At 31.8% G+C, this 24282-nt stretch carries 21 protein-coding genes; 8 read left to right on the top strand and 13 right to left on the bottom strand.

Going from position 1 to position 24282, the window contains the following annotated elements; genetic code table 11:
* The first annotated feature begins 55 nt into the window (after nucleotides 1-55).
* Entirely contained in the window at nucleotides 56-1390 is a 1335-nt protein-coding gene (gene mtaB / locus CHB80_RS18745; RefSeq protein WP_089373048.1) for a tRNA (N(6)-L-threonylcarbamoyladenosine(37)-C(2))-methylthiotransferase MtaB, read from the top strand.
* Here mtaB and CHB80_RS18740 read toward each other — a convergent pair whose 3' ends face one another.
* Both CHB80_RS18740 and CHB80_RS18735 read right to left on the bottom strand, forming a co-directional pair.
* Complete coding sequence (locus tag CHB80_RS18740; RefSeq protein WP_143337183.1) at nucleotides 1391-2089, bottom strand: hypothetical protein; 699 nt, start codon at nucleotides 2087-2089, stop codon at nucleotides 1391-1393.
* Between the two features lie 182 nt (nucleotides 2090-2271).
* Entirely contained in the window at nucleotides 2272-2571 is a 300-nt protein-coding gene (locus CHB80_RS18735; protein ID WP_089373046.1) for an N-acetyltransferase, read from the bottom strand.
* 207 nt (nucleotides 2572-2778) lie between these two features.
* Between CHB80_RS18735 and CHB80_RS18730 the strand changes: the two genes are divergently transcribed.
* The 3 genes from CHB80_RS18730 to CHB80_RS18720 all read left to right on the top strand — a co-directional run bounded on the left by CHB80_RS18730 (nucleotide 2779) and on the right by CHB80_RS18720 (nucleotide 4892).
* Entirely contained in the window at nucleotides 2779-3432 is a 654-nt protein-coding gene (locus CHB80_RS18730) for an alpha/beta fold hydrolase (RefSeq protein WP_089373045.1), read from the top strand.
* A 23-nt stretch (nucleotides 3433-3455) separates the two neighbouring features.
* Nucleotides 3456-4406 (top strand): lytic transglycosylase domain-containing protein, encoded by a 951-nt coding sequence (locus CHB80_RS18725; RefSeq protein ID WP_089373044.1) that lies wholly within the window; start codon nucleotides 3456-3458, stop codon nucleotides 4404-4406.
* A 117-nt stretch (nucleotides 4407-4523) separates the two neighbouring features.
* The gene (locus tag CHB80_RS18720) at nucleotides 4524-4892 is read left to right on the top strand and encodes a sulfite exporter TauE/SafE family protein (protein WP_089373043.1); all 369 of its coding nucleotides are present in this window, start codon (nucleotides 4524-4526) and stop codon (nucleotides 4890-4892) included.
* Nucleotides 4893-4908: 16 nt separating this feature from the next.
* Here CHB80_RS18720 and CHB80_RS18715 read toward each other — a convergent pair whose 3' ends face one another.
* The 3 genes from CHB80_RS18715 to CHB80_RS18705 all read right to left on the bottom strand — a co-directional run bounded on the left by CHB80_RS18715 (nucleotide 4909) and on the right by CHB80_RS18705 (nucleotide 7265).
* On the bottom strand, nucleotides 4909-5589 hold the full coding sequence (locus tag CHB80_RS18715; protein ID WP_089373042.1) for a TlpA family protein disulfide reductase: 681 nt from the start codon (nucleotides 5587-5589) through the stop codon (nucleotides 4909-4911).
* Between the two features lie 205 nt (nucleotides 5590-5794).
* A complete protein-coding gene (locus tag CHB80_RS18710; RefSeq protein WP_089373041.1) occupies nucleotides 5795-6379 on the bottom strand; it encodes a hypothetical protein in 585 nt (194 codons plus the stop codon).
* A 1-nt stretch (nucleotide 6380) separates the two neighbouring features.
* Nucleotides 6381-7265, bottom strand: a complete 885-nt coding sequence (locus CHB80_RS18705; RefSeq protein ID WP_089373040.1) for a DUF6263 family protein — start codon at nucleotides 7263-7265, stop codon at nucleotides 6381-6383.
* A 170-nt stretch (nucleotides 7266-7435) separates the two neighbouring features.
* Here CHB80_RS18705 and rpmH point away from each other — a divergent pair, with 170 nt between their 5' ends.
* Together rpmH and carB are read left to right on the top strand one after the other, a co-directional pair.
* Nucleotides 7436-7597, top strand: a complete 162-nt coding sequence (gene rpmH / locus CHB80_RS18700; protein WP_008237914.1) for a 50S ribosomal protein L34 — start codon at nucleotides 7436-7438, stop codon at nucleotides 7595-7597.
* A 104-nt stretch (nucleotides 7598-7701) separates the two neighbouring features.
* Nucleotides 7702-10554 carry a carbamoyl-phosphate synthase large subunit gene (gene carB / locus CHB80_RS18695; RefSeq protein WP_089373039.1) on the top strand — a complete coding sequence of 951 codons (2853 nt, stop codon included), beginning with the start codon at nucleotides 7702-7704 and terminating at the stop codon, nucleotides 10552-10554.
* Between the two features lie 141 nt (nucleotides 10555-10695).
* Here the strand turns inward: carB and CHB80_RS18690 are convergent, their stop codons facing one another.
* The 8 genes from CHB80_RS18690 to CHB80_RS18655 form a co-directional block, all read right to left on the bottom strand.
* A complete protein-coding gene (locus CHB80_RS18690; protein WP_089373038.1) occupies nucleotides 10696-11361 on the bottom strand; it encodes a methyltransferase in 666 nt (221 codons plus the stop codon).
* Nucleotides 11361-12881, bottom strand: a complete 1521-nt coding sequence (locus CHB80_RS18685) for a B12-binding domain-containing radical SAM protein (RefSeq protein ID WP_089373037.1) — start codon at nucleotides 12879-12881, stop codon at nucleotides 11361-11363. The genes CHB80_RS18690 and CHB80_RS18685 overlap by 1 nt, the downstream gene beginning before the upstream one ends.
* A 112-nt stretch (nucleotides 12882-12993) precedes the next feature.
* The gene (locus CHB80_RS18680) at nucleotides 12994-15792 is read right to left on the bottom strand and encodes a T9SS type A sorting domain-containing protein (RefSeq protein ID WP_089373036.1); all 2799 of its coding nucleotides are present in this window, start codon (nucleotides 15790-15792) and stop codon (nucleotides 12994-12996) included.
* Between the two features lie 5 nt (nucleotides 15793-15797).
* Complete coding sequence (locus tag CHB80_RS18675) at nucleotides 15798-16481, bottom strand: hypothetical protein (protein ID WP_089373035.1); 684 nt, start codon at nucleotides 16479-16481, stop codon at nucleotides 15798-15800.
* Between the two features lie 739 nt (nucleotides 16482-17220).
* Nucleotides 17221-18300, bottom strand: a complete 1080-nt coding sequence (locus CHB80_RS18670) for a radical SAM protein (RefSeq protein ID WP_089373034.1) — start codon at nucleotides 18298-18300, stop codon at nucleotides 17221-17223.
* 87 nt (nucleotides 18301-18387) lie between these two features.
* A complete protein-coding gene (locus CHB80_RS18665) occupies nucleotides 18388-19266 on the bottom strand; it encodes a glycosyltransferase (RefSeq protein WP_089373033.1) in 879 nt (292 codons plus the stop codon).
* Nucleotides 19256-20941: an ABC transporter ATP-binding protein gene (locus tag CHB80_RS18660; protein WP_089373032.1), complete on the bottom strand. Its 1686-nt coding sequence runs from the start codon at nucleotides 20939-20941 to the stop codon at nucleotides 19256-19258. Before CHB80_RS18660 ends, CHB80_RS18665 begins: the two co-directional genes overlap by 11 nt.
* 24 nt (nucleotides 20942-20965) lie before the next feature.
* Nucleotides 20966-21715, bottom strand: a complete 750-nt coding sequence (locus CHB80_RS18655; RefSeq protein ID WP_089373031.1) for a glycosyltransferase family 2 protein — start codon at nucleotides 21713-21715, stop codon at nucleotides 20966-20968.
* A 122-nt stretch (nucleotides 21716-21837) separates the two neighbouring features.
* On the opposite strand from CHB80_RS18655, the gene CHB80_RS18650 reads away from it, so the two are divergent.
* Nucleotides 21838-23427 (top strand): glycosyltransferase family 87 protein, encoded by a 1590-nt coding sequence (locus CHB80_RS18650; protein WP_089373030.1) that lies wholly within the window; start codon nucleotides 21838-21840, stop codon nucleotides 23425-23427.
* 2 nt (nucleotides 23428-23429) lie between these two features.
* Nucleotides 23430-24254: a putative capsular polysaccharide synthesis family protein gene (locus CHB80_RS18645; RefSeq protein WP_089373029.1), complete on the top strand. Its 825-nt coding sequence runs from the start codon at nucleotides 23430-23432 to the stop codon at nucleotides 24252-24254.
* Nucleotides 24255-24282: the final 28 nt, after the last annotated feature.

Raw genomic sequence — 24282 nt, 5'->3', positions numbered from 1 at the left:
ATACTGTATTTATCAGAATAAAAACCGTAATTTTGCCTACTTATTTTTGTTTAAAATGGATTCACGCAAAAGAGTAGCATTCTATACATTAGGATGTAAATTAAACTTCTCGGAGACATCAACAATTGCTCGTAATTTTACTGATGAGGGTTTTGATCGTGTAGACTTTTCTGAGCATGCAGATATCTATGTGATTAATACTTGTAGTGTCACTGAAAATGCAGATAAACGTTTTAAAACGATTGTAAAGCAGGCACAAAAAGCAAACCCAGAAGCTTTTGTTGCTGCGGTAGGTTGCTATGCACAGTTAAAACCAGAACAATTAGTGGCGGTAGATGGTGTAGATCTTGTATTGGGAGCAACAGAAAAATTTAAAATTACTGATTACATTCATGACCTTTCTAAGAATGATCATGGAGAAGTGCATTCATGTGAGATTGAAGAAGCCGACTTTTATGTGGGTTCTTATGCTGTGGGTGATCGAACACGTGCTTTTTTAAAGGTGCAAGATGGGTGTGACTATAAATGTACCTATTGTACCATTCCATTAGCAAGAGGAATTTCTCGTAGTGATACCTTATCTAATGTCCTTAAGAATGCTTCAGAAATTGCTGCTCAAGATATTAAGGAGATTGTACTTACAGGAGTTAATATAGGTGATTATGGAAAAGGAGAATTTGGAAATAAGAAGCATGAACATACTTTTTTAGAATTAGTAACAGCACTTGATAAGGTAGATGGGATTGAACGGTTACGTATCTCTTCGATAGAACCTAACTTACTTAAAAACGAGACGATAGATGTTGTTGCAAATTCTCGTGCATTTGTTCCTCATTTTCATATTCCATTACAAAGTGGAAGTAATGAGATATTAGGATTAATGCGTCGTAGATATCAACGTGAATTATATGTAGATAGGGTAGCAAAAATTAAAGAAGTAATGCCACATGCATGTATAGGTGTAGATGTTATTGTTGGTTTTCCAGGAGAAACAGATGATCATTTTTTAGAAACCTATAATTTCTTAAACGAACTGGATATATCGTATTTGCATGTATTTACATATTCAGAAAGAGATAATACTGTTGCTGCAACGATGGGTGGTGTGATTCCTAAAAATGTAAGAAGTAAACGTAGTAAAATGCTACGAGGGCTTTCTGTAAAAAAGAGGCGTGCTTTTTATGAATCTCAATTAGGAACGCAACGTACCGTACTTTTTGAAGGAGAGAATAAAGAAGGGTATATACACGGATTCACAGAAAATTATGTGAAGGTAAAAGCTCCGTGGAATCCGGAGCTTGTAAATATGTTACATGATATACATCTTACTACTATTGGAGATGATGGAATCGTTCGTTTTGATTTTGTAACTACAGAAATACATTCATAGTTATAATGCAGATATATTGTAGCCTTCTATTACAGAAGCTCCTTCAAAGATATTTACAAAAAAGTTTTGTGTCATGCCATTTGCGTATACAAATGTGCCTAAATGTGAGTAATAAGTTTTAGACTGGTGTTCTCCCTCTCCAGCACCATGGTAGTAATAGTTAATAATAGTTCCTGCAGCGGTTGTATTTTTTGAAAAATGATCTTCAATAGCTTTTGCCGTTTGCGATGCATCTGGTCCTATTTTCATAATAGGTTCGAGTTCTTGGTATGATTGATTCTTAATTGATTCGGCAAACTGATATGCAACCTTCTTTGTTGCAGTCATTTTCTCTAGGGTATTTGTAGAGAAAGAAAATGGGTTTTTTTCTCCATTTTTTTGCGAAATGTCTACTCCAATATAGTCATAGCTTTCTCTTTCTTCGGAAGATAAATTTTCATAGGTGATTGCAGCGATACTATTTCTAGAAAAATTAATATTCATTGTATCTAAAATAGCACTTTGTGATACATATACATTTTTTACATCAACATTATCAAAATCGCCAAGCGTACCACCTATTATATCTTCAAATGTGGTTTTCGCTAGATAAATATTAGAAATGTTTTTTTCAATTTCTTTTTCTGATGGAGTTGGTCCGGAACTACAAGCATACATTAAAAGTATGCATAATAATAAGATGCTGTAATTAGTTTTCAAGTTAATGGGCTTTTGGTTAGTATATCATTTATGAATGCAAATTACAATGTCATTATAAATCAGGTATATAAGAATTCACTTAGGACGAAAAAATCTATGAAAACAGATATGATACTTAATGGAAATAAAAAAGCCCGTGATGAAAATCACGGGCTTTTTTATTTTTTTGGATATTACCTTTACTAGATATTGATTCCTACAGGTAATAATTTTTTGTACTTACGACGATTTGATCTCATAAACTTTGCAATTTCAGGACTTGTAGGTACAAGGCTAATATTACGGTCTTCTACTTCATTAAAAACAGAAACTATAAAATCATTCATATGCCCTTCAGTTCCTTCAGGCATAGAGATTTTAGTTAGGAAGATTTTTCTTTCCTGTAATGAGTACTCAATTTTTGCCATTTTGTCGTCAAACGTTGCTTCAAATTGTCTCAAGAACTCATTATCTGTCAATTCAATTGCTGTCATTGCTTCCATAAATTTGTAAATATATTTAGGTATTTATAGTATAATTATGAGTATTTAAGAAATCTCTTTTATAATTTTGTAAGGAGAATTTAAAACGCTATGTGTGACAGTGTTTTTAATAACTTTTAGATTTCTTAATATTAAGTTCTTGCAAAGGTACAAAAAAATACCTACATACGCGTTTTTAATTATGTTAAACACTTATAATAAAGATAGATGACACATCTCTATTTGATGCCTGGGATGGCTGCTAACCCATCTATTTTTGAGCATATAAAATTACCAGAAGATCGCTTTATGGTGCATCTTTTAGAATGGCAACTTCCTAAAAATAAAGAAACTATCTCTGATTATGCAAAGCGGATGACTGCATTTATAACACATGAGGATAGTGTTTTGCTTGGGGTTAGTTTTGGAGGTGTTTTAGTTCAGGAAATGGCAAAGCATATCCGATTAAAAAAACTAATAATCGTTAGTAGTGTTAAGTCTAAACATGAGTTACCCAGACGAATGAAGCTTTCGCGAAAGCTAAAACTGTATAATATCCTACCTACACGTCTTATAGAAGATGTCGATAAGCTTGCTAAATATGCCTTTGGTGAAACTGTAAAAGATAGAGTAGCCTTATATCAAAAGTATTTATCGATGAATGATAGACATTATATGAGTTGGGCTGTAAAAGAAATGGTGTGTTGGGACCAAGAAGCGCCTGATGCTGATATTATTCATATTCATGGAGATGCAGATAGGGTTTTTCCTATAAAGTATATTGATAATTGTATTACATTACCAGGAGGGTCGCATATTATGGTGATAACTAAATACAAATGGTTTAATGAAAACCTTCCACAACTTATTGAAAATGATTAAATTGTTATAAATTATTTAGAATTATGAAAAGAATAGAGCGCATATTTGCTGTAATTGGATTGCTAGCCATTGTTGCAGTAGCCATTAATGCTGTGCAACTCCCTGAAGAAGAGGCTAAAGTAGATGCAGAGCAAATTGAAGAAAATGAGAAGATGATCAATGACTATAATGTATATGCATTGCCTATCCCAGAAGGATTAAATTTTGCAGGAGAGCCTGTTCCTGTAGAAAATCCTGATATTAAAGAACGTATGGATAGAGAGTTACTAGTTAATACATATTGGCAGTCTAATTCTTTATTGTTATTTAAAAGAGCCAACAAGTATTTTCCTATTATTGAACCTATTCTTGCGGCAGAAGGTGTTCCAGATGACTTTAAATATCTTGCAGTTATAGAAAGTGGTCTTACACAAGCAGTGTCTCCCGCTCGAGCCACTGGGTTTTGGCAAATTCTTAAAACTACAGGTAGAGAATATGGATTAGAAGTAAATGATAATGTAGATGAACGCTATCATATAGAAAAATCAACACGTGTTGCATGTACATATCTCAAAAAAGCAAAAGAACGTTTTGGAAGTTGGACAGCGGCGGCAGCGGCATATAATGCAGGAAATGCAGGGGTGAGTAGACGTATGAAAAGTCAAAATGTAGATACCTATTATGATTTACTACTAGGGGAAGAGACAGGACGTTATGTCTTTAGAATTATAGCGTTAAAAGAAATTTTAAATCACCCAGCTCAATATGGTTTTAACTTTAAGAAGCAAGATTTGTATGAATATATTCCTACATATAAAGTAAGTGTAGATTCTGCTGTAACAGATTTTGTTGCCTTTTCAGAGCGTTTTGGGATTAATTATAAGATTTTGAAACTTCACAATCCTTGGCTTAGAGAGCCTCACCTTAATAATAAGTCTAGAAAACAATACTTTATTGATATACCTAAAGAAGGCTATTACTCTTTAGGAAAATAGATTTTTTCGTATAAATCTATGGTATTACTAGGGAAATGATTTTTTAAAATCATTTCCCTTTTTTATGTTTTTTAGACTATGGTTTTCCTATTTTTATAGCAAATTATCCATCAAAATATGAATACAACAATTATTATTTCGCTTATTGTAATAGGACTTTTGGCAGGTTTGCTTAGCGGAATTATGGGAGTAGGAGGAGGTGTAGTGATGATTCCTTTGATGATTTTACTATTAGGTTTTAATCAACATGAAGCGCAAGGGACTAGTCTAGCTGTTCTAGCTGTTCCTGTTACATTTATTGCCGCATATAATTATTATGGCGAAGGCTATGTTAATTGGAAGTATGCTGCACTTATAGCTGTTTTCTTTATTGTAGGAGGATATATAGGGGCAAAGTTTGCTGTAAATTTAGATCAGAAAACACTCAAAAGAATTTTCGGAGCAATACTACTAGTGATTGCTGTGAAAATGCTCTGGGGGAAATAAACGAGATCTAGCCTTCTTATGGAGTAGCTACTAATAACTGCTCATTAGATAATAACCTTTCAATACTATTTTTATATAATGCTAAATTTTTAGCATAACAGTTTTCTATAGTTTGATCGAGTTTATTAACGAGCCTTTTTTCAATATTTATAACAATTTCATTAGAACTTACACTAAAAATAAGAGGTAAGCCTAAGGAATGCTTAAGATTTCGAATAATCTGAGTATTCTTATTGTCTTGATCATCTACATAATGTATTTTTATTTTGTGATGATATTCTTTGGCTTTTTTACGAGCTGTTTTCTGATCGCTCCAAAAGAGTAATACAATATCTATTTGATCTCCATATTCTTTTGCTAGCTCATTAAGTGCAGGCATTTCTCCTTTACTAGGTATTGACCATGGTGAATAGGTAATTAATAAAACAGGTTTTTCAAACTTAGAAAATGATAAGTTCTTTTTACCAAGATTATTGGAGTTAAAGTCATCAAAATAAGTTCCTATTAAAGAGCGTTTAACGAGGTTGTTAAATAAGTGTTCAATTGTATCTTTCTCATTTAAGGCAATAGCTTGCTCTACATCTTGGATGTATTTAGGAAGGTGTGCATTAAGTGCTTGAGAAAAGAAAATAGTGTTTTCTTGAGCAGAAAGTACAGATACGGTAAGAAACATTAAAACGAGTAATGATCTTTTCATACAATTATAATTTGGTTTTGTAAAAGTATGAGACCTCTAGATACTGTTAAAATTTTTTCGTTAAGGAGGTGTGAAGTTCGGATGAACTACGCAAATACTTAGTATTTAAGAGAGTAAATAAAGTAAAAACAGGTGCAAACTAGTAAATGCATTTTTGTTTTTACTAGTTTGCACCTGTTGTTATTTAGGTGTGTTGCAGTGTGATTTATCTCCTAAAACCACCACGACCGCCACGGCCTCCGCGTCCACCACCAAATTGCTGTTTAGGTTGTTGTCCAGCTCTTTTCATGTTATGCTCCATCGTCTTTATTTGCTCTGCGAGCATATTATGTTTGTCAAGACTTTTGGCTTCTTTAAGTAAGATTTGTGCTTCGCGTTTACGGTTTTTGGTCATTGCGATACCTGCCAAATTCAATTTAGCCATTGCTAAATCAGTTTTCATAGATAGTCCTAGTCCAATTGCTTTTTTAAAGAATTTTTCAGCTTCGGTCATATTTGTTTGAGAAACCATTAAGCCTTGAAGATAATAATAGTATCCCTGTTGTTTCTTGGTAAGTGCTCCTTCTGGATTACTTATTTTACCTAACCATTTTTGTGCGCCAGGAAAATCTTGCTTACGTAATCTTAGAAATGCTAGAATGATAATTTCATTCTTAAAATAGAGTAGTACAAAAATAGCTGCCAGTAAAATAAACATGATGCCATTCCCAATCTCATTTTCTGTAAACTGCCAAACAGCTAATCCTAATGTAGCTACTGCTAGTATTAATTTTATATTTTTATTAAACATATTAAAGTCTTGTATACAATGTTGTTGATGTTATTTTAGTAGGTATTTTAAAGTTGGCCATTACTTTAGAATAAGAATCCCCTTCTGCAACAGAAGTAACGGTTAACTGTATAGGAAGCCCACTTTTTGCATCTGCAATAAGATCTGTTTGTTGCGTTCCCGTAAGGCTCATATTAATTTGATCATTATCAGTGTTTATAGTTACGGCTGCAGTTCCAGTTATTTTATATGTATTCTTTTCAATGGCTGCTAATGTCCATGTATTTGTAGTACTTAAACCCATTTTAGTGACAAACTCATTATTCCATGTGTCCCCTTTACTTACTTTAGTAGTAGGGTAGTTGTAGAAAATTTGTTCAAAGCTTTTTCCCATTGCTTCCCCACTCCATTCTTTTTCTAATTGTTTTTTTATCTGTTCCTTGGCTGCAGCGTCATCTATGCCCATCCCAGAAATCATATTCTCCATAAAAGCGTCGCCATTTTGAATATCTATAATTTTACCTACTTGATTTATAACGATGGTAATAGATGCTCCAATGAGTCCCATAAACATTTTGCTTTCTTCAGTTGGTTGTTCGGCTTGTGTATCTATTTCCATAAGCGTTCCTAATTGTGGAGAAGACATTTTCATCGAAAATGTTTTAAAGCTTACATCTAGTGTTGTCGTTTCTGATGTTTTTTCTTTTACAGTAAAATCGAGTATGCCTTGAAGTTTATTCTCTATTTCTTGCGAAGTGCCTTGTATGTCTTGAGTGATTATTTGCGTAACTTCTTGTTGTAATGTAAAATTATCATTAGTGTCTAATGAATATTTAAGTTGAACTTGACCAATAGATATATAGGAAAGTGTAAGAAATAAAACAGTTAAAAGGTTATTTTTGGTCATCTTAAGATGTCTTTTTTATATGAGCGCCAAAGGTACTAAAAACAACTATAAAAAAAATGAAATTAGGGTTTGGAGAAGTAAAAAGTTATCGTATATTTGCCCCCAGCTTTTAAAGCAGGATTCTAGAAGTAAAAATTTAGACTTAGTATTAGTCAAAAAGAAGATACAAAATGAGTAAAAGAACGTTTCAACCGTCAAAAAGAAAAAGAAGAAACAAGCATGGTTTCAGAGAGCGTATGGCTACTGCAAATGGACGTAAAGTCTTAGCGCGTCGTCGTGCAAAAGGTAGAAAGAAATTAAGTGTATCTTCAGAGCCTCGTCACAAAAAATAATGATATTTGAATATCAATATATAGGGTGTTACTTTTTTTAAGTAACACCTTTTTTTATACCCTATCAGTTCCTATTTTTACACCCATAGAAATTTCTTCATTACATGCCAAAAAATAAAAATTTAAAATCGATACTTCTTATAGGCTCAGGACCTATAGTTATTGGTCAAGCTTGTGAATTTGATTATGCTGGATCACAATCATTACGTTCTTTAAGAGAGGATGGAATAGAAACAATACTTATCAATTCCAATCCAGCAACAATTATGACAGATCCCTCTATGGCTGATCATGTATATTTGTTACCGCTTACTACAAAATCAATTGTTCAGATTCTTAAAAAACATCCACATATTGATGCTGTGTTACCAACTATGGGAGGACAAACAGCACTTAATTTATGTATAGAAGCCGATGAAAAAGGAATCTGGAAAGATTTTGGCGTTGAGCTCATTGGTGTTGATATCGCTGCTATTAATATTACTGAAGATAGAGATCAATTTAAAAACTTGATGCGAGATATAGGAATACCTATGGCGCCACAAGCTAGTGCTAATTCTTTTTTGAAAGGAAAAGAAATCGCACAAGAATTTGGTTTTCCTCTTGTAATACGTTCTTCGTTTACATTAGGTGGAGCAGGGGCTTCATTTGTATATAAGGAAGAAGATTTCGATAAACTTTTATCTCATGGTCTAGAAGTGTCTCCTGTGCATGAAGTGATGATTGATAAAGCATTGATCGGATGGAAAGAATATGAACTTGAGTTATTAAGGGATGCAAATGATAATGTAGTTATTATTTGTGCTATTGAGAATATGGATCCTATGGGAATCCATACGGGAGATTCGATCACAGTTGCTCCAGCAATGACCTTATCTGATGTTACGTATCAAAAAATGCGTGACATGGCTATCCATATGATGCGTAGTATTGGGGATTTTGCAGGAGGATGTAATGTGCAATTTGCTGTAAACCCAGATAACGAAGAAGAAATTATTGCTATTGAGATCAATCCTCGAGTATCGAGATCATCTGCATTGGCTTCAAAAGCAACAGGATATCCTATTGCAAAAGTTGCCACCAAACTTGCGATGGGGTACCACTTAGATGAATTAAGTAATCAAATTACAGGATCTACATCTGCACTTTTTGAACCTACATTAGACTACGTAATTGTAAAGATTCCACGTTGGAATTTTGATAAATTCGAAGGTTCTGATAGAACATTAGGCTTACAAATGAAAGCTGTAGGTGAAGTAATGGGAATAGGTCGTTCTTTCCAAGAAGCGTTACATAAAGCTACACAATCGTTAGAAATTAAACGTAATGGACTAGGAGCCGATGGAAAAGGATATAAAAACTACGAGCAAATTATAGAAAAGCTTACCCACGCTAGTTGGGATCGTGTTTTTGTGATTTATGATGCCATTCAAATGGGAATCCCATTAAGTCGTATCTATGAGATCACAAAAATAGACATGTGGTTCTTAAAACAATATGAAGAGTTGTATATGATGGAGAAAGAAATCTCTAAATATACAATAGATACACTTCCAAGAGATTTAATGTTGGAAGCTAAACAACGTGGTTTTGCAGATAGACAAATAGCACATATGCTAGAATGTTTAGAAAGCCAAGTATACAATAAAAGAGATGAAATGAGTATCAAAAGAGTGTATAAACTCGTAGATACTTGTGCAGCCGAGTTTGTAGCACAAACGCCATATTTCTACTCTACTTTTGAATATGAAGTAGAAACCTCAGACGGAGAAAAGTTTTCTTCTAATGAAAGTATTGTATCCGATAGGAAAAAAATCATTGTATTAGGATCAGGACCTAACCGAATTGGACAAGGAATTGAGTTTGATTACTGTTGTGTTCATGGTGTATTAGCTGCAGCCGAATGTGATTACGAAACGATTATGATTAATTGTAATCCAGAAACCGTATCTACCGATTTTGATACTGCAGATAAGTTATATTTCGAACCTGTTTTCTGGGAACATATTTATGATATCATCCGTCATGAAAAGCCAGAAGGTGTGATCGTACAATTAGGAGGACAAACAGCTTTAAAACTTGCTGAAAAACTAGATAGATATGGTATCAAAATTATGGGTACAAGCTATCAAGCACTAGATTTAGCTGAAGATAGAGGAAGTTTCTCAACACTATTAAAAGATCTTGATATCCCTTATCCAGAGTTTGATACTGCCGAGACTGCCGATGAAGCACTTGCAGTAGCAGATAAGCTTGACTTTCCAATCTTAGTCCGTCCTTCTTATGTATTGGGAGGACAAGGAATGAAAATCGTAATTAATAAAGACGAGCTTGAAGAGCATGTAGTAGATTTATTACGTAAAATTCCTAATAATAAATTATTACTAGATCATTACCTAGATGGAGCTATAGAAGCAGAAGCAGATGCCATTTGTGATGGAGAAGATGTATACATCATAGGGATCATGGAGCATATTGAACCTTGTGGGATACACTCAGGAGATTCTAATGCTACCTTGCCTCCTTTCAATCTTGGGGACCTTGTTTTAGAGCAAATAAAAGACCATACTCGTAAGATCGCATTAGCGTTAGATACTGTAGGTTTAATAAATATACAGTTTGCTGTTAAAGATGATAAAGTATATATCATTGAAGCAAATCCTCGTGCGTCACGTACCGTTCCTTTTATTGCAAAAGCATATAAAGAACCATATGTAAATTATGCAACAAAAGTGATGCTAGGAGATAAGAAGGTGAAAGACTTTAACTTCAATCCAGAGCTTAATGGATATGCTATAAAACAACCTGTATTCTCTTTCAATAAATTCCCTAATGTAGATAAAAAGCTAGGGCCAGAGATGAAGAGTACTGGAGAAAGTATTCTATTTATAGACAACCTTAGAGATGATGCTTTTTATGACTTGTATTCAAGACGTAAAATGTATTTAAGTAAGTAAGCATTCTTACCAAATAATATAAAAGGATCGTTATCATAAACGATCCTTTTTTTATGCGTATAAATTTTCTGGTATAGTATGCAGTTTTAAAATAGTGATATGCATGTATACGCTTTCGCGAAAGCGTATAAAGAATGTTTCCTAACTCAAAGAAAAGATAAAGTTCTTCTCTCCAGCTTTTTTGGTTTTGTAAACGAGCTCCATGGAGATATTATTTTTTGAAGCAATCTCTTTGATTTTTGTAAGCTCACAATCCTCAGAAAGAATCATATATGTTGTGTTTTCTTTAGATAAATACGAAGGTAGTTGCTGAAAAAGCGCTTCAAAATATTCAAATCCTTCACCACAAAACCATGCCTGTTGTTTGATGTTTTCTGGAGATTTTGGGTAGTAGGGAGGATTAATGATGATATAGTCAAAATGATTTCCTTGTAACTCTTCAAATAAGTTGGAATAAACGCAACGTACCGGAAGATTATTTTCTTCAGAAGCTTTTGTAAGATATGCTAATGCGGTTTTATTAATGTCACTTGCGGTCACATTTGCTCCTTTCTGACTTGCGTATAATGAGATAATTCCAGAGCCACAACCTAATTCTAAAAACGTCTTCTGTGTAAGCTGGATATCTGAGATAAAATCCAATAAGATTTTAGTACTCAGCGTAAGATGCGGTGGAAACACATCTGGATGTACAGTAGTTGTAATTCCTTGATACGAATAGGGACGTGGCTTTCTATAATAATAGGCCATTCCTCGTTTTAGAAATGGGTGGGTGATTTTTTTGAGAATGTTACGTAACGTACCCATTATTCAGAGTAAAACCCTTGCTCTTCTGGTTGGCGGTATTTCCATATTTTATGCAAGGCTTTGATTTCATATGGATATTTATAAATGCCAGTTTTGTAACGTATTTTAGAAACAGTACGTAATAATTTCTTTTTAGCTCCTTTAATTCTAAAATCTGAAGCAGTAGGGTAGTAGCCGTTTAAAACCGTTTCGAAATTCATGATACGATCTACCATTTTGGGAGTAAGCCAAGGAGTTAATGGGTTTTTACGTAAATCAAAATTCTCCCAAGCAGGATCTAACCAATCGTCTAGTTTTTTTGGGAAACTGAAACCTGCTTTTTGAATTTGTTCATATAACTCAGAACCTTCAGTAGCAACAGGACTGTATAGATAAATAATGATTTCGGCATCGGGATTAATCTCTTTAATCTCTTTGATAAAATTAATATCCCATTCTATTTGTGCCATTACTTGTTCTGGAGTATCGGCAGGCATGCCTAATACAAATGAAAACTCAGGAATAATTCCTATAGGATATAAACGCGCTGCAAAATCTTTGATTCCTTGTCCAGTTTGAGTTCCTCCTTTATTCATTTGTTTGAGGATTTCATCATTTCCAGTTTCGGCACCTAAGAATATCATTTTACAACCTGCTTCTTTCATGAGTTTCAGGTCTTCGTCTTTGTATTTGTTAATGGTATCTATACGACCTTCACCCCACCAAGTAATGCCATCATCTTTAATAAGCTCAGAAAATGCTACAACACGTTTTCTAGACGTAAAAAAGTTATTGTCATGAAATTCTATGGCATCTATACCATAGTTGTCTTTAAAGTATTTTACATCATTATAAACAGTTTGCGCAGATTTTGCTTTCCAACGGCCTTCATAAATAGGTACTACAGCACAAAAAGAACAGGTAAATGGGCATCCTAAACTAGAATGGTATGAGAAGGTTTTACTTCCTAAAAACGTACGACTTAAATAATTTTCTAAATCATAAAAGGAGTTGAGGTGCGTATAGGGTAATTGTGGTAATGTGTCTTGATCAAGAAGTTTCTCTTTTTTGGTACGTGTAATGGTCCCATTTTCTTCTTGATAGATCAGATTCATAATATTGGGTAACTCTTCTAGATTACCAGACTCTAATGTTTTTAATAATTCAGGAAAGGTTACATCTCCAGGACCATTTACAATAAAATCGACATAAGGCGCTTCGATAGATACTTTATATTGATTGGAAGCAAAATAGCCTCCCCATATGGTAATGGTATCTGGAAATTCTTCTTTTATTTTTCGTGTAAACGGAATAGCCTGTCGTAATTGAGGCCCCGGCATCACAGTACTACAGAAATATTTGTACTCACCTGTTTGAAAATAGGCAGCAATTTTTTGCCAAGGATCATTCTCTAAATTTCCATCTACAAATGCAAAATCAAATATCCCATAAATAGCAGCTCCTACTTGCAAAATAGAATTAGGAATACGGTGCTTTTGGTTCGCACTTCTAGGGTTAAATATGAGGACTTTGTTTTTCATGTAGAATATCACAAATATAATAGCTATCTGTCTAAACTATCATAGATAACTTACTAAAAAAGGAGATACTTGTGAAAGTATCTCCTTAGATTATGAATTAAACTATATTATATTAGAATTTAATAATCTTATATCCTGTTGATAATGTACTATTGGAAACCATTAATACATACACTCCTTTTTTTAGATGTTTAGCATCTATTCTAAAGTTTGTAGTTGAAGTTTGGTCCTCTAATAATGTCACACCACTAAGATTTTTTAATTGATAGGTAAACGGCCCCTTTGCATCCATTATTTCTACATTAAATATATCCTTAGATGGATTAGGATATACAGAAATGGCTAATGATTTTCCATTTTGCAGATTGTTAAAGGTTTGATTTCGTCCTTTGAATCCATTCACTCCAGGCTCTCCATCTACTCCAAAGAAAAATTCTATATCACAATCTTGCGGTATTTCCGTTCTAATTTCTGCTTCAAAGAAAGAACCAGGAACTGCTTCAAATCCAGGTTCTATAACGATGAGTTGTTCAGAAGTAAGCCTTACATCATCGCTTACATCTACAGTGACATCATTTCCACAGAATACATTTCCTGTATTTGTTTGATATATGGAATGTAAGTGTATAGGTCCTGTGATAGAACTATTACAGAATGTAATATTATTTGCAATGGTAGGGAAAGGGAAGATACTCCCTTCTACATTTGCACTTATGTCAATGCCAGATGAGATATTTAAAAAACCATCTTCTACAATGATACGTGCTGTAGGGTCTAATGTTACATCTGTTGTTTTTATACATAATAGCGCACCTCCCCGTATAATAATTCGAGCATCACTTCCCATAATTAATTCACTGTCTTCTTCAAAAATAGTAGTGGAAGCTTCATCTAAAATAACAGTTGAGTCGTTTGAGCTTTCAAAAGAAGCATTTGCTGCGGCAATAAAAACAGTTTCATTAATATATGTGCCATTAGTATCTTTGTTTCTTTTATTATTAGTACCACTTCTATTAACTGTTAAAGTTACATTAGTGTCTAGAACAATATCTTCATTAGATGGTAAGAAGATATTTCCTGTCATTCTAAAATCGTCTTCTATATGACCATCATCATAATTTACTGTAATACTAACCTGATTCCCTATGGTTTGCGAGATGAATGATAAACTATGTAGAATTACAGGGGATAGTACATCTTGGGTATCACTATATTGGATGAAATTGGTAATAGGCGGATTTGTAAAAACACTATACTTTCTGTCAGGTAATTGAGAATTTAAAAGTTTTCTAGAAAACACATTTTGGTTATCAATATTGATTACCTGTCCATGTTCATTGCGCTTGTCTGGACTATTACCTGCAGTACTATTTGAGCTTCGATTATAATTAATACGATCTGCTACGCCATCTATATCAAAAACATCAAATCTATATCCAGTAAATTCCCCTTCTTCTCCATATGGATTTGGAAGGTCTTTTAATAGATTTACAGTCGTTCTATTCCCAGTTGTTGGTTCAGCCTCTTGTAATTTTAAATCATAATATCCTTTTCCACTCATCACTTTTATCCCATTAGCTCCAAATTCAAAACGATCTACGTCGCTTCTTTGTGGTGCTACTCGTTCAAAAAAACCAAAAAGCCCCCTAGGGTCTGTGTCATTAATTCTTGAGATTACCACATCATCTACAACTTCTATTGCACTGTTAAATGCCCTATTATAAAATGGGTTTGTAGCATCAGATCTATTAGTAAGCCATAAGAATTGATCTTTAATACGTGGTAATTTTAAACGCATGACATCTCCTGAAGACATGTAATCATTTAAGATATAGGTGCCATTATCAGTTGCATTATTAACATCATGCTCAATATCAATCCATCCGTTATACCAACGTTCCCAGGCATTTGAAATGCTAGGGCCTTGAGCAAAATTCATCATTCCCCAATTATTAGTTGCATGAAAATACTCCCCATGTACTTGATTGGCAAGAGAAGTATGCGAGAGATCAATAAAATTATGCCCTAATTCGTGTAAGAATAATGCCATTGCGCTTCCTCTATTCGTTGAAGTTTGAACATAGGTAAACCCTTCTCTAGCTGTGAAAGAATTATTTACAGTAAAGTTTCCACCTATACCAGCAATTCCAGTAGATGCAGGACTAGGCCCACCATTAGCGACAGGATGTGGATTCCAACTATTCCTATTTCTGTACATGATGATACTAAAATCAAGTTGGCCATCAGGCTGTGGATTAGCGAATGTAGCTGATTGATCTTCCTCAAAATTAGGAGCATCACCTCTTATATCAAATCCTAAACTAGCCCAGTCTCTATTAGGAAAAAGTGTTGCTATTTCTTGGAAAACTAAATTGTTAATATTTGCATAGAAATTTACTTGCGATGCGTCTACTTGAATCAGTATAGCATTACCATTATCGTCTTTAAGAGGTTCCATTAAAAATCTAAAACTTCCTTCTGACATATGATAATAGTATTCTGATATGTTTGAAAAAGCATTTGTATCAGGATTTCCTATTGGACTTAAATCTGATACATCATCATGAGCATACGTTAAAGAGTTTGTAGCACTATCAAAAATACCAACTGGTAATTCTCCTGCTGGCCAACGATTTAAAGGATGTAGTCCTCCATTACCATCAGGTCCTGAATCAGAACCTACAAAATCGACAAATATGACTAACGCTTTTAAGTCTCCTGAAGGTGTGAAATCTTGTCCAAAAACAGATGAAGGTACCGCTTTACCGAAAGAAGAACTCCCGCCATTTGGTATATATACGCAATATTCTCCATCTAGTTCTTCAAATTCTTCTACAGCTTGTGCTCTTAACTGGGTTATATTACCCCATAGAACACAACATGCTATTATAATTAATTGATATGTTTTCATAGCACTTATTTTTGAGCTTTAAGTGCATCTATTTCTTTCTTTAACTCTATTATATAGAGGGTCAATTCCTCTATTTTTTCCATTTGTTTGGTCATCATTTCTTCCATATCTAGTCCTTCATCTTTTATAGTTGCTGCACTGGGGACATTTGGTAAATGACCATTGTCTTTTATAAATTGTTCTACTTCGTATAGTGATTTTAAAGTATAGTTAGGAGCAAATACATAATCTGCCCAATTTGCTTCTAATTCTACACGCACACCTTCTGTTAGGATTTTACCACCAACGACAAGTCTATATACTTCACTTAAATCAGTAGGTATTACAGAAGTGTTGATTGTTACATAATCTCGATCTGTACTAAGTATTTCGTTGATAAATAAAGGAGTGCCAGGTAATGTATTTATTTTATGTCCAGTATTTTGACTTGCTAAGAAAAACATACTAGAATATGGATTTGTAGAACCTAGCCTTAAAAAACCACCGGTATTCCCTGTTATTTCTAAAAGACTAATGTTATTACTTCCTTGACTACTAACAAATCCAGGGACTTGGACAGTAGAATTTCCAATAGTGACTACATTATTTGGATGACCATAAATTAACCCCTGAGTGTCAAAATTGTGTATTTGCGCATTACAGAATCCAATGCATAAAAAAGAAAGAATAAAAAATAGTGTTGATTTCATAATAATAAAATTAATTAATGATGCTTACTCTATTAAAGGTTTTTCAGCATCCACCTATTACCCCTTGTGAGAAATAATAGTATTTATTACTTAAGTTAATTGTATAGTACAATACCTAATAAGTAAGAAATGTCAATTTCTAACATAGAAGTTTTAACAGAAATATTCTGTTATTCGAAAAAAAATGAGTGTGGTGCTTAATTTTAATAAATGACTACATGGAATAATGCTATTCCTAATCATTATAAGTGAATAAATATGCTGTAACTAGCTTATTTCACTTAAGTTATAAAACTTATACTAAAGGTACATTATTTATTTAAGTAAAGCTGATGTGTACATGTAATTAGGAAGTATTGACATTATATTTTTGATAAGGAATAATTTAAAGTTTGTTAATTAATAATTTTTTTAATAAAACTATTAATTATATACATATACATGTACGTATTGCTATTTTAATAAACTAGAAACAATTGTATGATAGATGTGATGCTTTTAGTTTCTTAAATTAACATATTGTCTTCTACTTCAAAATTTTAGACACTTCTTTTTAAAAGGGGAGAATCGATAAGAGTATTCTCTTGATTTATTATTTTTTACATACTCTAATTATAAGTCTTTTTTGCAAATAGCTGTCGGTTATGAGCTTGTATAAAAGGTAAAGTGTAGTATTAATAAATACTACAGATTCCAATTTATGATTCGTCTAAATGGAACTTTTAAGAGTCGTTTCATTCTAATAACTTATGCTACAACATCTACTACATGCAGGAAATAAGCCTCCTGCTTTTTGTAAATCTACTCTTATTTTTTTAAGAATTGATGATTGCCATATTTGTTTTAAATCTGAATTATATATATTACCAATATCGAGATTATAACATCTTCCATGAGCAGGGATTACACTTCCATCAGATTTTATCATGATATTATTAAAAATGTCATTACATTTTTTTCCGACTTGTATTTCAGGGTTCAAATAAAAAATGTCTAAAAGTTCTTTTGATTTAATTTCAGGAGAAAAACTTACTTGAAATGGAAAATTATCATTTCTTATGGCATCAATCTCATTCCATAAAACATTTAAATCCATATTTTCAATAGCTATTTCGTCTATATTAGAGTCTGTAGCGGGATATAAATCTTTCCATATTTTATTATGTATAACGGCAATTTCTGGAGGAGTAAAGTTAGTATGCATAAACCCCAAATGTTTAAGAGGGTATTTTTTAAAAAAAGATGCAAACTCTTTTAAATAACCAATATTCCATTCAGTAATCACACAGAATATAGAAATCGTAGGAGGGTTTTTATACTTTAATAGTTCTTCAATACCTTCTAATGCTTTTTGAAAAGATTTTTTATGACCTCTTATCTCATTATGTATATCTTGAGGGCCATCTAAGGAAATATATAATTCATTAAGACCAGCATCTATAAGATCCTTGGCTTTATGTTTAAGTGTTAATGCATTTGTAGTAATAGTTGTAAATAGTTTTTTAGTATTAGCATACTTTAAAGATTCTATAAGATGAGGATAAACAAGAGGTTCTGTAAACCCATATCCAAGTTTTGTTTGTGGATAGTATTGCGCTGTTTGATCAATGATTTTCTTGATGAGCTCTAATGGCATATTAATTGGATGAGTGCCTACAAGATTTTTTGCGAAATTACTTTCTAAATTATTTGTTCCCACATCACACATTTTACAATGAAGATTACAAACATTATTTACTCCTAAAACAATCCATTTTGGGGGGAAAAAATAATTTTGTGGTAAAACTTTTTTGTTTAATTCTTTTAAATAATTTTTCAAAATATAGCTGTCTTTTTTAATCGGATATTTTAAAAGTTTTTTCTTAAAGATAATTAATTAAGTGTAAACAAGCCATGCTATTTATAATTAAAAACGTAATATTACTTTAAATAATAATAAAACCGTTTTGAAATAATTAACGCTTAAAAAAGGAGGTTCTTTAAGGATTATAAGAATATATTTAAACGCCAATTTTTTGTTTTTTTTATTTGCATATATTCTAGCTATTTTAAAATTAATTTCTTGTAATGTCCTTAAGTGTTGTTTTCTAGTTATATGTTTATTTTTTAATAAAAAATCAATTGATTTTTTATAATCAATAAGTTGATTTACCTGTTTTATTTGAGATAGATTTTCTTTATGCTCTATTTTAGTCGCTAAAACCTTAGAACAAAAATAGAAACGGTACTTTGTAGATATTCTTAATAAAAAGTCTTGCTGTCCGTCAATAGTTTCTTCATTATACGATTTTACAGATTGTAATATGCTTTTTTTAAAACTATAAAAAGGAAATGGTAAAAGCTTATTTTTCAATATTTCTTTTGTCCCATCTAAATAAACATCTTCTATATAGTTGTATAATTTTCTTTCTTTTTTGGCTGCATTAATCTCTATTACATTATGGAAAATTATAGTAGCTTCTTTTTCTGAAGTAAATATATTACTTAATACTTCAAGTTTTTCTTTCATCCATATGTCATCAGAATCTAAAATACAAATGACATCTCCTGCTGCTTTTTTGAGACCTTGATTTCTAAGGTAGCTTCTTTTTTCTTGTTTGTCATAATAAAAGTACCTTAATCTATCGTCTCTAAATGAATCTATTATTTCTTTTGTATTATCTGTAGAGCCATCATCTATAATGATATGTTCAAAATTTGTATATGATTGTGATAGTACACTCTGTATAGTACTCGATATAATATGAGCTCTATTATATGTTATAGTAATAATACTAAACTTCATGATGAGTGTTTAAGTTGAAGCGAGTGGTTTGTATATTTTGTTTTTCATTTAAATGATGAGAAACCAATATTATTGTCGTATTATTTTCTGAAGTATATTCTTTTATAAAAGCTAACGTTTTTAGTTCAATGTCACGATCTAAATTATTGGTAGCTTCATCTAAGATGAGTATTTCAGGTTTATATAGTAATGCTCTAGCAATACATAATCGTTGTAATTGCCCGCCAGATAAATTACTCCCTTGCACTCCTATAAAATGATTTATTCCATTTGGTAAAGATTCTATAACATCAAGAATTTCTAATTTATTAAGAATATATTTTATTTCATTTTGGTTATGCGATACATCATCTAATATGAGGTTTTGTAAAATGGTTCCTTCAAAAATAAATGGTCGTTGTGTTAAATAAGTAATAAGGCTGAAATAATTATGTTTATTATCATCTGTGATTTCTATGTTATCTAAAAGAATTTGACCAGAATCTGCATCTATTAATTTTGAAATAATATTTAAAAGTGTCGTTTTTCCTTTACCAGAATCTCCTTCTATGGTTATAAAATCACCTTTATTGAGGGTTAAATTTATACTTGTTAATAGCTTATTATCATTTTCATAGGAAAATGAAATGTTTTTTAGAACTATCGTTTTATCAAAAGCAATAGTAGTTGTCGTTGTTTTTTTCTTTGAAATAATACTTAATTTTTGCTCAAGAATATCTAAGGTATATTTATGTGCATTGATATTGGTTAATGCTATATTTAATCTATTTAAGGAAGGAATAGCCTTAAATAATAATGTGCCAAATACAGACAAGAAAACAACTGCATTTATTTCTTTAGAAGAGACGACGTTTAAATATAAAAAGATGAGGCATATGAGGGTTACAATGATAATTTCTGTCTGTCTACTTGTATTTAATTTTTTAGCATTCAAAACGGCATAATTAGTATTTAATTTTCTGTTTGATTTACTAAAAGTTTCTAAGAAGTGATTTAGTAGTTCTGGAGATTTTATAGAGATATAACCATTTAGCAAATTTGTTAGATTACTAATGTTATCATCATAATCTTTGGAACGAGTTTTATTAATATCTTCTATAACTTTCTTATTATATAATCTTATTGATATGGTGATTATAGTAAGCACTATTATAATTAATAGACTGATTTTGAAATAAAAATAGAGTCCTATTGAAATAACAATAATTAATAAGGAAAGTTCTGAAAACAATGTGATAATACCTAAAGCTACATTATTTACGAATTCGTTAGCAATAAAAATAACTTCTTTAACGATAGATGATGTTTTCTGTTTTTTAAATGAGAGATAATTACCTAAAAGATAATGTTTAGAGAGTAGTACAGAATATTCGGATCCTAATTGGTATGCAACTTTTGACTGGTAATTATTGATTTTGATACTTAAATAATTCTTTAGTATAAAAAACACGAATACTATTGTTAGTAATGCATATGTATTGTCTTTTAAAAAATCAATAGGTATAAACTGAGTAGCTTGTGTTGTATCAATTAATGAAACAATCAAGGGTATTAATAAGAAAACAGAAAATATATCTAGTATAAGTAGTAGTATGGATAGTAAAAAAAAGAATACTATTGTTTTCCTATAGCTATTAGGAATAATTGCATTCACTCTTTTTAAAAAAATAGACATATAGAAAACTCTTAATTATAATTACTAGGATATTTTTTTGAATAAATCATATTTAAAGATTCCTTTTTTATGTAAAAAATATTTTATAGAAACACCTAAAACGCCTAACCCGTAGGTGACGCTTCGTGAAAAATTAATGGAAGATGCTTCTGGGAAGTATTTTGTTGGACAAGATACTTCTCCAATTTGCATTCCAGCATAACATAATTGCCCTAACATTTGATTATCAAATACAAAATCTTCAGAATTATCTTGATATGGAATAGCTAATAATGCTTTTTTACTAAATACCCGATACCCTGTATGATACTCTGATAGTTTTTGACCCATTAATATATTTTGAAAGAGTGTCAATGCCCTATTTGCAATATACTTATATAATGGCATGCCTCCTTTACGAGCTCCTTTGTTTAAAATCCGAGATCCTAATACTACATCATACACATCATTTGCAATAAGGTATACCATAGATGGAATTAGTTTAGGCGTATATTGATAATCTGGATGTAGCATGATTACAATATCTGAATCTAATGCTAGTGCTTTAGTATAACAGGACTTTTGATTGCCACCATAACCTCTATTTTTCTCATGAACAATAATATGCTCGATGCCTAAGGATTTTCCAACTTCAACGGTATTATCGGTGCTATAATCATCTGTTAAGATTACATCATCTACAATGTCAAAGGGAATCTCATTATATGTCTGTTGCAATGTAAGTGCTGCATTATAGGCAGGTAATACGACTACTACTTTTTTATTGTTGATCATGCGTCTTAGGATTGCTTTTTAAATCGTATGTATAGACGAAAACAATACACAAAGTTAACATATTAGAGAGAATAGATTGTCTATGATAAAACTTGATTGAAATAAGGTTATTTTTGTGATAGATGAATACTTTTATCAAAGAAAACAAGATACTATTACTTTACTTATTACCTACGGTATTTTTATGCCTTTATTTTTTGATAAGTTCGTATGCAGCACCACTACATGATTTTTCAAATAGTTATTTTTCTGCGAGATTACTGCATGATGATATTGCTCCTGAAACAGTGATTTTTGATATCCATGCTTTTAATACATACATATGGGAGCTAGGATATACAGATGTATTGGTAGATTTTTATGTCAATAGCCCCTTTACATTAGCTGCTTTTTACCCTTTGGCGTATATAGAAAATCCCTATATAGCAAAATTGATATTCAATAGCATTAGTATTCTACTCTTTTTAATAAGCCTTTTAGTATTAGCTAGAAAAATATTAAAAGAGACACCATGGGTATTACTTTTAATTCCTGTACTATTTTATGTGCCGATTAAAAATCAAATTTTATTTGGTCAGTCGTATTTTATAGTCTTATTCCTAGTCCTAGTAGGGTATTATCTATTTGAAAAGAAAAGAATATATGTCACAGGTGTATTATTAGGTTTTGCGGCGTTATTAAAGTTTTTTCCTGTTTTTTATGGAATTCCATTAGCGTTTCAAAAACAATGGAAAACAATTTTATGGTGTATAGGAGCCACATTGTTATTGGTACTTGTAGGGGCTTCTATTACAGGATACCCACTTTGGGAAGCATACTTTACTGATGTGCTACCTCATACTTTTTTAAGTAAAACAACCACAGATTACAGACCTAATTATCAATCTTTAGAAGTATTCTCAAAATTACTTTTTGTAGAAGATCCTTATTATAATCCTAATGTATGGATAGCAAATGAGCGTATACATATTATTCTTATGTGGGTGCTCAAGGCTATCATTATAGGAAGTGCGATAGGTATATCCTTTCGTAAAAAAAACAATACAGGAGTGCTATTAATGATATGGGTAACTACTTTATTTTTAACACAAAGCAGGACTGCAACCTATGCTCAGATACTATGGGTGATTCCACTTTTTATAACTTTTTCATTAGCTATAAAAATGAGGTATAAATTGATACTATTAGGACTGCTACTACTCATATGTAACTTCCCATTTCAGCGACTAGGAGGGATGCCTCTCATTATACAATTTTCTAGGTTATGGCTTGTTGTTTTATTAAGTATAGGTATTTATAGAGGTGTCGGAGGTAAGTTACATCTAAAATACATAGGACTTGTTTTCATCGTGATGCTTCCTTTATCTTATAGCGCATTGAAAGGAACAGAAAAAGATTCGTCTAAATATGTCTTGTCTGAAAAACAACATTTTATGATCTATGATTTTTTTGATGATCAAGGGAAACTTGCTTATAAAGCATTAGGTAGAAATGGAGATGAAATTATAAAGACACAGATTCCTGTTACAAGTTTTGATACAGAAAGTATAACTATTAAAGAGCATCATTTGTATGATGGAAATCAATTGATTACAAAGAATATATCACTTAAGAAAAAACCTGTTTTAATTAATAATTCAAGAGTTTATTTCTTAACAGATCATCATTCTAGAAGAGGCGCTTTTACACTTAAGTATATAGATATTAATTAATTTTGATAAAACCATTTTTAAAATATCATATTAAAGACCGTTGGGTACTATGGCAACAAGAACGGCAGTTAAAAACTTCTCAAGAAGAACCGGTTTTGATTTTTACCATGGCAAAAGTGGGTTCATCTAGTGTCTATCATTCCTTAAAAAATCAGTCAAACATTCCTTGTTTTCATATGCATACTCTTAGTGTTGAAGAAGAAATGAATGCTAAAGAATTATGTAAAGAAAAAGGCGTGTACCCTGGAAGTAGAACACCAGTATTTATATTACATACTCATCTTTTGGAGAAACAACGTACGTTTAAAGTGATTTCTTTATTCAGAAACCCCATAGAGCGTAATCTTTCTGCTTTTTTTGAAGCTTTTGAAGTGTATATGGGAGTACCCGCTCATTTGTATAAAGGAAGTCTCCAAGAAATAGAAAATGCTTTTCATAGTAAATTAGATCATTCCTATTGTAAAGAATGGTTTGATACGCACTTTAAAAGTCAAATAGGAGTAAATGTGTATGAGTACGCTTTCGCGAAAGCAAAAGGGCACGCAATTATAAAAAGTAATCAAGTTGATATATTAGTACTCAAAACTAATCTGAATGACACCTTAAAATCAAAATTAGTAGGAGATTTTTGTGGTCTGGAAAATTTTACACTTCAGAATATAAATGTCACAGATGCTAAAAAAGAAGCAAAATTATATGCCAACTTTAAATCCTATATTCGTTTTTCAAAATCGTATTTAGAAGGTCAATTAGAATCTAAGTATATGCATCATTTTTTTACAGAAGAAGAGAAAGAGGCACTCTATAAAAAATGGCTAGCCTCTTAAAGTTTCAAAGGATGACTACTTAGTTTGA

This window comes from Dokdonia pacifica (assembly GCF_900188275.1).
Lineage (GTDB): Bacteria > Bacteroidota > Bacteroidia > Flavobacteriales > Flavobacteriaceae > Dokdonia > Dokdonia pacifica.
This window is presented reverse-complemented; position numbering and strand designations above follow the sequence as displayed.

Bases quoted from the DNA above. Each gene is read 5' to 3' on its own strand.
- mtaB (WP_089373048.1), top strand. From the start codon at position 56: ATGGATTCACGCAAAAGAGTAGCATTCTATACATTAGGATGTAAATTA.
- CHB80_RS18735 (WP_089373046.1), bottom strand. From the start codon at position 2,571: ATGGAAGCAATGACAGCAATTGAATTGACAGATAATGAGTTCTTGAGA.
- CHB80_RS18730 (WP_089373045.1), top strand. From the start codon at position 2,779: ATGACACATCTCTATTTGATGCCTGGGATGGCTGCTAACCCATCTATT.
- CHB80_RS18725 (WP_089373044.1), top strand. From the start codon at position 3,456: ATGAAAAGAATAGAGCGCATATTTGCTGTAATTGGATTGCTAGCCATT.
- CHB80_RS18720 (WP_089373043.1), top strand. From the start codon at position 4,524: ATGAATACAACAATTATTATTTCGCTTATTGTAATAGGACTTTTGGCA.
- CHB80_RS18715 (WP_089373042.1), bottom strand. From the start codon at position 5,589: ATGAAAAGATCATTACTCGTTTTAATGTTTCTTACCGTATCTGTACTT.
- CHB80_RS18710 (WP_089373041.1), bottom strand. From the start codon at position 6,379: ATGTTTAATAAAAATATAAAATTAATACTAGCAGTAGCTACATTAGGA.
- CHB80_RS18705 (WP_089373040.1), bottom strand. From the start codon at position 7,265: ATGACCAAAAATAACCTTTTAACTGTTTTATTTCTTACACTTTCCTAT.
- rpmH (WP_008237914.1), top strand. From the start codon at position 7,436: ATGAGTAAAAGAACGTTTCAACCGTCAAAAAGAAAAAGAAGAAACAAG.
- carB (WP_089373039.1), top strand. From the start codon at position 7,702: ATGCCAAAAAATAAAAATTTAAAATCGATACTTCTTATAGGCTCAGGA.
- CHB80_RS18690 (WP_089373038.1), bottom strand. From the start codon at position 11,361: ATGGGTACGTTACGTAACATTCTCAAAAAAATCACCCACCCATTTCTA.
- CHB80_RS18685 (WP_089373037.1), bottom strand. From the start codon at position 12,881: ATGAAAAACAAAGTCCTCATATTTAACCCTAGAAGTGCGAACCAAAAG.
- CHB80_RS18680 (WP_089373036.1), bottom strand. From the start codon at position 15,792: ATGAAAACATATCAATTAATTATAATAGCATGTTGTGTTCTATGGGGT.
- CHB80_RS18675 (WP_089373035.1), bottom strand. From the start codon at position 16,481: ATGAAATCAACACTATTTTTTATTCTTTCTTTTTTATGCATTGGATTC.
- CHB80_RS18665 (WP_089373033.1), bottom strand. From the start codon at position 19,266: ATGAAGTTTAGTATTATTACTATAACATATAATAGAGCTCATATTATA.
- CHB80_RS18660 (WP_089373032.1), bottom strand. From the start codon at position 20,941: ATGTCTATTTTTTTAAAAAGAGTGAATGCAATTATTCCTAATAGCTAT.
- CHB80_RS18655 (WP_089373031.1), bottom strand. From the start codon at position 21,715: ATGATCAACAATAAAAAAGTAGTAGTCGTATTACCTGCCTATAATGCA.
- CHB80_RS18650 (WP_089373030.1), top strand. From the start codon at position 21,838: ATGAATACTTTTATCAAAGAAAACAAGATACTATTACTTTACTTATTA.